The sequence below is a fragment of the Mesorhizobium sp. CA10 genome (genome assembly GCF_020165285.1).
Classification (GTDB): Bacteria; Pseudomonadota; Alphaproteobacteria; order Rhizobiales; family Rhizobiaceae; genus Mesorhizobium.
This window is the reverse complement of record NZ_JAIUHV010000009.1, coordinates 198691-207901: the sequence shown is the minus strand read 5'-3', so window position 1 is coordinate 207901 and position 9211 is coordinate 198691. Positions and strand designations below refer to the sequence as shown.

At 62.3% G+C, this 9211-nt stretch carries 9 protein-coding genes; 4 read left to right on the top strand and 5 right to left on the bottom strand.

The genetic code is table 11. From position 1 onward, the window contains the following. Positions 1–17: 17 nt before the first annotated feature. Positions 18–134 carry a hypothetical protein gene (locus LB535_RS20005; protein WP_224545660.1) on the top strand — a complete coding sequence of 39 codons (117 nt, stop codon included), beginning with the start codon at positions 18–20 and terminating at the stop codon, positions 132–134. A 237-nt stretch (positions 135–371) separates the two neighbouring features. Next, positions 372–1508 (top strand): sterol desaturase family protein, encoded by a 1137-nt coding sequence (locus LB535_RS20000; protein ID WP_224633408.1) that lies wholly within the window; start codon positions 372–374, stop codon positions 1506–1508. 235 nt (positions 1509–1743) lie between these two features. Here the strand turns inward: LB535_RS20000 and LB535_RS19995 are convergent, their stop codons facing one another. From LB535_RS19995 to LB535_RS19985, 3 genes are all read right to left on the bottom strand, one after another. After that, positions 1744–4077: a response regulator gene (locus LB535_RS19995; RefSeq protein WP_224633407.1), complete on the bottom strand. Its 2334-nt coding sequence runs from the start codon at positions 4075–4077 to the stop codon at positions 1744–1746. Positions 4078–4259: 182 nt separating this feature from the next. After that, positions 4260–4478, bottom strand: coding sequence for a hypothetical protein (locus LB535_RS19990; protein WP_224611154.1), 219 nt, complete (start codon positions 4476–4478; stop codon positions 4260–4262). A gap of 14 nt (positions 4479–4492) precedes the next feature. Then, positions 4493–4816, bottom strand: a complete 324-nt coding sequence (locus LB535_RS19985) for a hypothetical protein (protein ID WP_224545567.1) — start codon at positions 4814–4816, stop codon at positions 4493–4495. 95 nt (positions 4817–4911) lie between these two features. On the opposite strand from LB535_RS19985, the gene LB535_RS19980 reads away from it, so the two are divergent. Then, complete coding sequence (locus LB535_RS19980; protein WP_224633406.1) at positions 4912–6915, top strand: PAS domain-containing sensor histidine kinase; 2004 nt, start codon at positions 4912–4914, stop codon at positions 6913–6915. Here LB535_RS19980 and LB535_RS19975 read toward each other — a convergent pair. Continuing rightward, entirely contained in the window at positions 6906–7505 is a 600-nt protein-coding gene (locus LB535_RS19975) for an HXXEE domain-containing protein (RefSeq protein ID WP_224633405.1), read from the bottom strand. The two genes, LB535_RS19980 and LB535_RS19975, sit on opposite strands and share 10 nt — an antisense overlap. A gap of 244 nt (positions 7506–7749) precedes the next feature. Between LB535_RS19975 and LB535_RS19970 the strand changes: the two genes are divergently transcribed. Further along, positions 7750–8724: an alpha/beta fold hydrolase gene (locus LB535_RS19970; protein ID WP_224633404.1), complete on the top strand. Its 975-nt coding sequence runs from the start codon at positions 7750–7752 to the stop codon at positions 8722–8724. 75 nt (positions 8725–8799) lie between these two features. On the opposite strand, the gene LB535_RS19965 is transcribed toward LB535_RS19970, so the two are convergent. Then, positions 8800–9018: a tautomerase family protein gene (locus tag LB535_RS19965; RefSeq protein WP_095767338.1), complete on the bottom strand. Its 219-nt coding sequence runs from the start codon at positions 9016–9018 to the stop codon at positions 8800–8802. Positions 9019–9211: the final 193 nt, after the last annotated feature.

Here is a 9211-nt window from a genome sequence, read left to right as displayed (position 1 = left end):
GACAGGGGCCGCAAGAGGTGCTCGAAACGCGCGAAAGCCGGCGTGCAGACCGACTGCCCGGACTTGCCCGCTGGCAATTCGAACGCGTGCACCGGGTGTCGCCTACGACCTTGAGCTCGACACCAGCCGGCTGATGCCGGCGAATGCGCCCGCCTCATCCAGCAGCGATTCGGACTGTAGCGACTTGCATTCCTTGCGACGGCTCCGGCTTCCGGGTCGTCAACAATGCCGATAGCCAATTGCTAATGTTGCGACGAGAATCCGCTTGTCAGGGCAGTGGCGTTCAAATCTTAATGCGCTTTGCCATAGTAAGGGTGGGTTCAGTATTTCCAGGGCCCATTTTTATTCACGATCTTATAAGGGGGAGAATCATGCCGGAGGAGAATTTCCTAAAAAAGGTTGTCGGCGAACTCGAGACGCCGCGCACCAAGCGGCCATTCGGGTCCGGCTGGCTGTCCGGCTCGATCGCATTGCTTGCGGGCATCACCGCCCTCTTGATGGTCATCGTGTTGCGCTATCCATCGCTGACCTCGATGCCGGACCTGGCTCCGATCCACCAGATGCTGTTCTTCAAGCCGGTCCTCTATTTCGTGCTTATCTCCGGCTACATTCTGGCCATCCTGAGCATGATGCTGCGCCGGGAAAAGACGCTCGGCGTGGCGGCTATGGTCACGGTGCTGTTGGCCTCGCTCATCGGCATGCTCCCGGTGCGTCACGCGTTGCATGTCGACGGCGTGTTCTTCGGCCTTGATTTCTTCATTCTCAATGTCCTGTTCATGGGCGTGCTGTTCGTCCCGCTCGAACGCATCTTTGCCCGCAACAAGAGCCAGACCGTGTTCCGCGACGAGTGGCGCGAGGACCTGTTCTACTATTTGGTCTCGTCGCTGCTGGTGCAAATATTGACCTACCTGACGCTCGCGCCGTCCAATTTCGTCAATGCGCAAGGCGGTCTTGGGTCGGTGCGCGCCTGGGTCCACGACCTGCCTTGGATCGTGCAACTGCTGGCGGTGATGTTCCTGACCGATCTCGCCCAATATTGGGTGCACCGCGCCTTCCATCGCATCCCATTCCTGTGGAATTTCCACGCCGTGCATCATTCAGCCAAGTCGATGGACTGGATCGCCGGCGCGCGGATGCATTTCCTGGAAATCATCGTTCTTCGCAGCCTGACGGCGACGCCGATGTTCGTGCTCGGCTTCGATGAATCGGCGATCCAGGCCTATATCCTGATCGTCTACGTTTATTCGTCCTTCATCCATTCCAACATCGGAACCAGTTTCGGTCCGGTCGAAAAGATGCTCGTGTCGCCTCGCTTCCATCATTGGCATCACGGCCTCGAGAAAGAGGCGATCGACGTCAATTTCGCCATTCATTTCCCGCTGCTCGACCGGCTGTTCGGCACCTATCATCTGCCCGAGGGACGCTGGCCGAAGGGCTATGGCATTCACGGCCATCCGGTGCCGAAAGGATATTGGCGGCAATTCCTGTATCCGTTCCGGCGGGGCTGAAGGCTCGAAAAGAGCTGGTTCAGAGTCGGCGGGACAGCGCCCCCCTCTGTCCTGCCGGACATCTCCCCCACAAGGGGGGGAGATTGGCCGTCACGTTTGCTTTCGCCAATCTCCAACGGACGGACGAAGCGCCGGAACTGCTGATCTCCCCCCTCGTGGGGGAGATGCCCGGCAGGGCAGAGGGGGGCGCGAAGGAACTCGGCGGTGGCCGCCGAACGCACCTGGCGCCTGACGCTTAAGCCGTCTTCGCCGCCACGGTCTCGCTGAGCCAGGTGCCGATCTTGGCGCCGAGGCGGTCGGGCGAGACCGGTTTCGGCAGATAGTCGTCCATGCCTGCCTCGATGCATTTTTCACGGTCGCCCTTGAGCGCATGCGCGGTGACGCCGATGATCGGCGTGTGATCGCCGTTCTGCTCTTCGATGGCGCGGATGGCGCGGGTCGCCTCATAGCCGTTCATCTCCGGCATGGAGACGTCCATCAGCACCAGGCGCGGGCGCAACGAGCGGTACATCTCGACAGCCGTCCGACCATTGCCGGCTATGCGATAGCTGAGGCCAAAACCGTTGAGGATCTGGCCGAAGACCAGCTGGTTCACGTCATTGTCCTCGGCGATCAGGATATCGATCGGGCCGCTCGGCGCTGCCGTCGATTCCGGCGCCGCCGGCAAGGACACCGACGGGCCGCGGATGACGGTGAAGGCCGGCGGGGCCGCCTGGGCCGCGACCGGCTCGCGCACGAAATGCGCCTTGGCGCCTTGCGTGCGCGCCTTCTGGATGGCGGCGATCACGGTGCCCAGCAGCACCGCCGAACGCGCCGGCTTGGTGAGATGCGCGACGATGCCGAAATCGATCACCATGCGGCCGAAATCGACCTGGTCGACCGAGGTGAGCAGCACGACGGGGATGGAGGAGAGGCGGCTGTCGGCGGCGATGGCTCTGGCGACGTCGGCGCCGTTCATGCCGGGCATCTGGTAATCGAGGATGATGCAGTCGACCGAGGCGCCGAGCTGGCAGGCTCGGTCGAGGAAAGCGAGGCCGACCGCGCCGCTTTCGGCGGCCGCGCAGTCGAAGCTCCAGCTTCTGAGCTGCTCCAGCAGGATCTCGCGGTTGACCGGATTGTCGTCGATGACCAGGACACGGGCGCCGGTGACGTCGACCGGCACCAGCTCGTCACGCGCCTGCTGGCTATGCGCCGGCAGCGGCACGGCGAACCAGAACACGGAGCCGCGGCCGATCTCGCTTTCGACGCCGATCTTGCCGCCCATCAGGTCGACAAGCCGGGCGCCGATCGCAAGGCCAAGGCCGGTGCCTTCATGGCGGCGGGTCGAGGAGCCGTCGACCTGGGCAAATTTCTCGAACACGCTTTGCAGTTTTTCGGCCGGGATGCCGATGCCGGTGTCCTCGACGCGGACCTTGAGCTGGACCACACCGTTGACGACATCGCCGCCGACATCGATCAGGACATGGCCCTTCTCGGTGAATTTCACTGCGTTGCCGAGCAGGTTGGTGACGATCTGGCGGAAGCGCCCGGCATCGCCAACGACGAAGGCAGGCAGGCGCGGGTCGACGCGCACGATGAGCTCGAGGTTCTTTTCGGCAACGCGCGCCGACACCAGCGTCGCCACATCCTCGACCGCCTCCGCGAGGCGGAAAGGGGCGGGGTCGAGCGTCAGCTGGCCGGCATTGATCTTCGAGAAATCGAGGATGTCGTTGATGATGGTGAGCAGCGCGTTGCCGGATTTGACGATGACGTCGGTGAAGGTCTTTTGTCGCGGCGTCAGCTCGGTCTTGGCAAGCAGCTCGGCCATGCCGAGAACGCCGTTCATCGGCGTGCGGATCTCATGGCTCATATTGGCAAGGAATTCTGATTTGGCGCGGTCGGCGGCCTCGGCCTTGAACAAAGATGCGGCGGTCTCGGCGAAGGCGCGGCGGATCGCATTCTCCATCGGCCGGAATATCAGAAACGCCGCGATGGCGAGCACGGCGAACAGCAGGCCGCTCGCCCACAGGAGCAGCCGGTCGCTGGAAGCATCGGCGAGGCGGCGCTCCTCGTCGAGCGCGGTGCGCACCTTCACCAGCATCGGCTGGGCGAAAAGGTCGTTCTGGTTACGGATCTCGCGGTAGCTCCACTCGTCGACCTTCTGGGCGACTGCCATCAAGTTGAAGTTGCGCACCATATCGCGCGCCGACCAGAACAGGTCGTCATTGACCGAAGCAGTGTCCAGCGCGTTGACGGTGTTGTTCGACAGGCGCGGCCTGATCGCGGCAAGCTGGGCGTTCAGGATCCCGATCTCGCCCATCAGCCGTTCGGAATGGCCGCGCGCGGCGGTCGCCAACGCATCGCGCGTCTCGCTGCGCCAGGCGGTGCCGGTGGTCTCGGCGAAATTGGTGGCGTTGCGCAGGTCGCGGGCGAAGATGACGAAATTGCCGCTGAGAGCATCGACCTCGTGGCGGTACGAATTCACACGGTTGAGCGCGAACATGACGGCGGCCGAGGCCAGCGCGAAGACAAACAATCCCGAAATGTAACGGATCCGGATCGACCGGAGGAAGGAAGAATATTCCGGCATGCGCAACCCCAACACATACGCACAATTTTAATGGTCGGGATTACGCTTGATTTACATTAAGATTTCGTTGGAGGGAGGGTGGCCTTGTCGCAGCTTCTGACAAGGCGACGTATCGCTGTCCGTGACAGACAGGGTAAGCGCACTCGAGTTCCGGACAGCGCCTCGAACCGAACGGCAGATCGTCAATCCGATGTATCGGAGAGGATCCCGTTTCCCTTGCGCAGCGTGATCCGCCGTCGAGGATGCTCGTCTCTCGCGGCTTGAAAAATGGCGCGGGCAAGCTGGGCCGTAGCGGCGCGTGCGAGGACCCGTTCGATGACCTCATGGCTGTCAGCGTGCCAGAGTTCGATACGATAGGGCAGCGCTTCGGCCGAACGGGAAGAGTTGGCGCTCCGTGTCATAGACAGGCCCCTGCCTAATTCGCCGGACCGTTCCATCTCGAAACGAAATTGTTCTTGTGCCGCAAGGTGACGTAGCGGTCCGGGTGCTCACGCGTCGCTGCGTAGTAGGCAGCGTAGCCGATGCTGGCATTTGCCGTGACGGCGAGGACTTGTTCGACACCGTTCTTGGCGGCGTTCCACAACTCGACCCTATACGGGAGTTCGTCATGCTCGGCAGAGCCGAGTTCGTGAGAGACGGGATTTTCCTCGTCATCTCCAGGCTCGTTTTCCGGAGCAAAGCTGTACAAATAACCCGGGTTTCTGAGATTGGCTGCGAGAGCGGATGAATATGTCGCCATTGATCCAAGCTCGTTGCTATGCAGGATAGGCACGCTTATGTTGCAGACGTGTCACCGGACGAACTGCCTGATGCGAGCGTAATGCGGGTTCGACAATGCCACTGACCACAGCCGACGCGCAACATCTTTCCGACAGCCGCCGCCTCGAACTCTTCATCGACGCTGTCGCCGACTACGCGATCTACACCCTCGATGCAGATGGCCTCATCACCAGCTGGAATGCCGGCGCCGAGAAGATAAAGGGCTACGCGGCTTCGGAAGTCCTGGGGCAGCATTTTTCCCGATTTTTCACAGTCGAAGATCAGGCGAATGGGGTTCCGAGCAGGATGCTTGCCGCGGCAAAGGCGGAGGGAAGATACGAGGCCGAAGGATGGCGGGTGCGCAAGGACGGAACCAGGTTCTGGTCGAGCGGCCTTGTTCAACGGGTACTGGACCGCAACGGCGTTCTTTTGGGTTACGCGAAGATCACGCGCGACATCACCGAGCGCGTCGCCGCGCATCAGTCGCTGCTGCAGAGCGAGCGACGCTTCCGCATCCTTGTCGACGGCGTGACCGACTATGCCATCTACATGCTCGATCCAAGCGGCATTGTCACCAATTGGAACGCCGGCGCCGAGCGGCTGAAAGGCTACGCTGCCGAGGAAATCGTGGGCCAGCATTTCTCCAAATTCTATACCCGTGAAGAACGCGCAAAAGGCACGCCGCTCCGCGTCCTCGAAGCAGCCGTGCAGAACGGGCGATATGAAGGCGAGGGTTGGCGCGTACGCAAGGACGGCAGCCGTTTCTGGGCATCGGTTGTCGTTACCCCGATCCATAACGACGCAGGCCGACTCGAAGGATTCGCCAAGGTCACGCGCGACATCACCGAACGCCGTGCGGCGCACGAAGCCTTGCGCCAAAGCGAGCGCCAGTTCCGCCTTCTGGTGAGCGGCGTGACCGACTATGCGCTCTTGATGCTTGACCCCAACGGGCTGGTGACCAGTTGGAACGCCGGCGCGGAGCGCATCAAGGGCTATGCGGCCGAAGAAATCATCGGTCAGCACTTCTCCCGGTTTTACACGGAGCACGACCGCGCCGCCGGTTTACCTGGCCGCGCGCTCTATACGGCAACACGGGATGGACGCTTCGAGACCGAGGGCCATCGCGTCCGTAAGGACGGGACGCTGTTCTGGGCGAATGTCGTGATCGATCCGATCCGCGACGAGCGGGGAGAGCTGATCGGTTTCGCCAAGATCACGCGCGACATCACCGATCGACGCGATGCTGAGATCGCACTCCGGCAGGCGCAAGCGCAACGCGTTCATACGCAGAAAATGGATGCGCTCGGCCAACTGACCGGCAGCATCGTGCATGATTTCAACAATCTGCTGACGGTGGTCGAAAGCTTTGTTCGACTGGGCAAGAAGGTCGGTGCCGATCCCGAAATGAAGCGCGCGACCGAATCCGTGGAGCTTGCGCTCCAGCGCGGCGCCGCATTGACACGCCAGTTGCTGGCCTTCTCGCGCAAGCAGGCTGCCCGCGCCGAGGTCGTCTCGCTGGCAGAGCGCGTGGAAGCCGTCCGCGCAATGATAGCGGGCTCCATGCGCAAATCGGTGAAATTGGTCGCCGCTGTCGGACCCGAAACCTGGCCAGTCAAGGTCGACCCCGGCGAACTGGAGCTTGGTCTCGTCAACATTGCCTTCAACGCGCGGGACGCCATGCCAGACGGTGGCCTGGTAACGATAACGGCGGAGAACGTGCTGTTGTCGAGCGAGGATAACGCAGCCGGCCTGCAAGGTGAATTCGTCGCGTTGCGGGTGACCGACACAGGCATCGGCATTGCGGCAGACGTGCTTCCGCAGGTTTTCGAACCGTTCTTCACGACCAAAGGGCCCGAGAAGGGTACAGGTCTCGGCCTCGCCCAGGTCTACGGCTTGGCGCAGCAGTCCGGCGGCGCGGTCACAATTGAAAGCGAAGTCGGCAAGGGCACGACGGTGACGATCTATCTGCCCCGGGCCGATATGGCAGTCGCCGCGCAGAGCGCCGAGCCGGAACAGCCGGCCAGCGCGAATGTGGTGCGGTTGAGGACAAAGGGCCGTTTTGCCGATGATCAAGACTGATGACGTCGCCGCCGATGCTGTGAGGTGACGACGAGAGAGCGGTATCGGGCGGCCACGACCGAAATGATCGCCAGGTGAAGCAGGATCGCGAGAGCTGCGCCGATCAATTGCGGGACAAGACCTCCCGCCCGGCCGATCATCCAGATCGTGACGACGCTCAGTGGCAAAAACAAAATGACGCTGGTGACGAGGCCGGGATTGTATTTGCCGAGCCGCGCCGATGTGACGAGGTGCGCGAGCGCGTTCACGATCATGACATACGGGGCAACCAGGCCCCAGGCGGGTCCCCACAGGAATGCCGCATAAAGAGCCAGCAGGTTGATGCCCCAGACAAACGGCAGGTTGATGACGAGAACCGAGGCGACGGTAAGGGCGTCACGGCCGCCGAAAACATTTTCGTTCGCGAATTTTCGGAATCGGTCGCCGGCGTGCTCTTCGACCTGGTGGACCATGTAAAACGGGCTGTGCAGGAAGATCAGGAACACCGGCAGCGGAAGCGATAAGACCGGCGCGGCCGCTATGAGCGATGCTGCCATGAACCCTGCACCGATGACCCAATAATCGGCCAGCCAGGCTTGCAGCTTAAGCATTGGTTCCCCGCCTCCTCAGTCAGCGATCCTGCACGAATGGACGCGCATCGCCAGAACTATTCAAGTGCGTGGAGGCCGTGGCGCTACGTGACCATGTCGGATATTGACTGCCGCGACCGCCCCTGAGACAGTCAATGGAAGATGCGCGCCTCCAAAACTTGGCACCCCGCTGGCTCGGCCACCCGTCGCGGCGTCTGGCCTTTCGCCATTGATCAGAGGTGGAATGCGAGCATGAGAAGCGGCCGTGAGCGAACCTATACAGCGGATAGTTGAGACCAACGGCATCCGCCTCAATGTCGCGGAGCAGGGCAAAGGGCCGGTGGTGCTTTTGTGCCATGGCTTCCCTGAATCCTGGTATTCCTGGCGGCATCAGCTGGGCGCGCTCGCAGCAGCGGGCTTCCGTGCCGTCGCCCCCGACATGCGAGGCTACGGCAAGAGCGACCGGCCGGAAGCGATCGACCAATACACACTCTTTCATCTGGTCGGCGACATGGTGGGTCTTCTCGACGCCCTCGAGGTCCCCAGCGCCGTCATCGTCGGCCACGACTGGGGTGCGGTGGTGGCCTGGCATGCCGCGCTGCTACGGCCGGACCGCTTCCATGCCGTCGTCGGCCTCAGCGTTCCGTTCCGGCCGCGCGGCAATGCGCGTCCGACCAGCCTCATGCCGCGAACGGCGGAGTCCCAGTTCTACCAGCTCTATTTCCAGCAACCCGGCATTGCCGAGGCGGAGCTGGAAAGGGACCCGCGGGCCACGGTGCGCGCCATGCTTTACGCGGTGTCGGGAGACGCTTCGGACGGCGGCGCCAGAATTGCCATGGTCCCGCACGGCGGAGGTCTCCTGCAAGCCGCCGAGGTTCCTGCAAGTCTGCCGCACTGGCTCAGCGAAAGCGACAGCGATTTCTACGCCGGCGAGTTCCAGCGCACCGGCTTTGCCGGAGGTCTCAACTGGTACCGCAACATCGACCGGAACTGGGAACTGATGGCGCCCTTTGCCGGCGCGCGGATCAAGGTTCCCGCTCTCTACGCAGCGGGCGACCGTGACCTTGTGGTCGCCTTCCCCGGCATGGATCAACTGTTGGCCAATCTCAGGAACTTCGTCCCGCAAATCCGCGATACGCTGATGCTGCCCGGCTGCGGGCATTGGACCCAGCAGGAGCGCCCGGACGAGGTCAACGCCGCGATGATCGATTTCCTGCGGAGCTTGCCGAAGCGGGGCTGATCCAAGGGAAAGCGAGTATCGGCTCCGACACGGAAAGTTGGGCGTGCGCTCGGCAAGCGACTCGCCCGGTTCAAGTCAGGCACTATCCTCGGCCCGGTAGGCGTCGGGAAGAATGAAGACCTCGTCGGCGCGGCCATAGCCTCCGTCGGGAACTTCCTCGATCAGCACCATGGTGTGGGGGCGTACACCTTCGCCGAAATAGTCGACGAACATCTGCGTGGTCTTGTGGACGAGGTCTTCCTTTTGCGCCTTTGTGAGGGCGGCCTCGGGCATCTTGAAGTTGGCAAAGGGCATTTCCAGGTTCCTTCCGGTGGATTTCACGGCTCTGGATGGAGGGCCGGGGAGGCGTCAGCGACCGGACCGATGATGTCCGTTCGTTGTCCTGGAGCGGATATAGACTGCTGCGGATGCCGGATAATCACCCGGCCATCGACAGCAGTATTCGAACATGGCGAACAATCGGAGCCGTTGTCGGCTTCCGCAATGG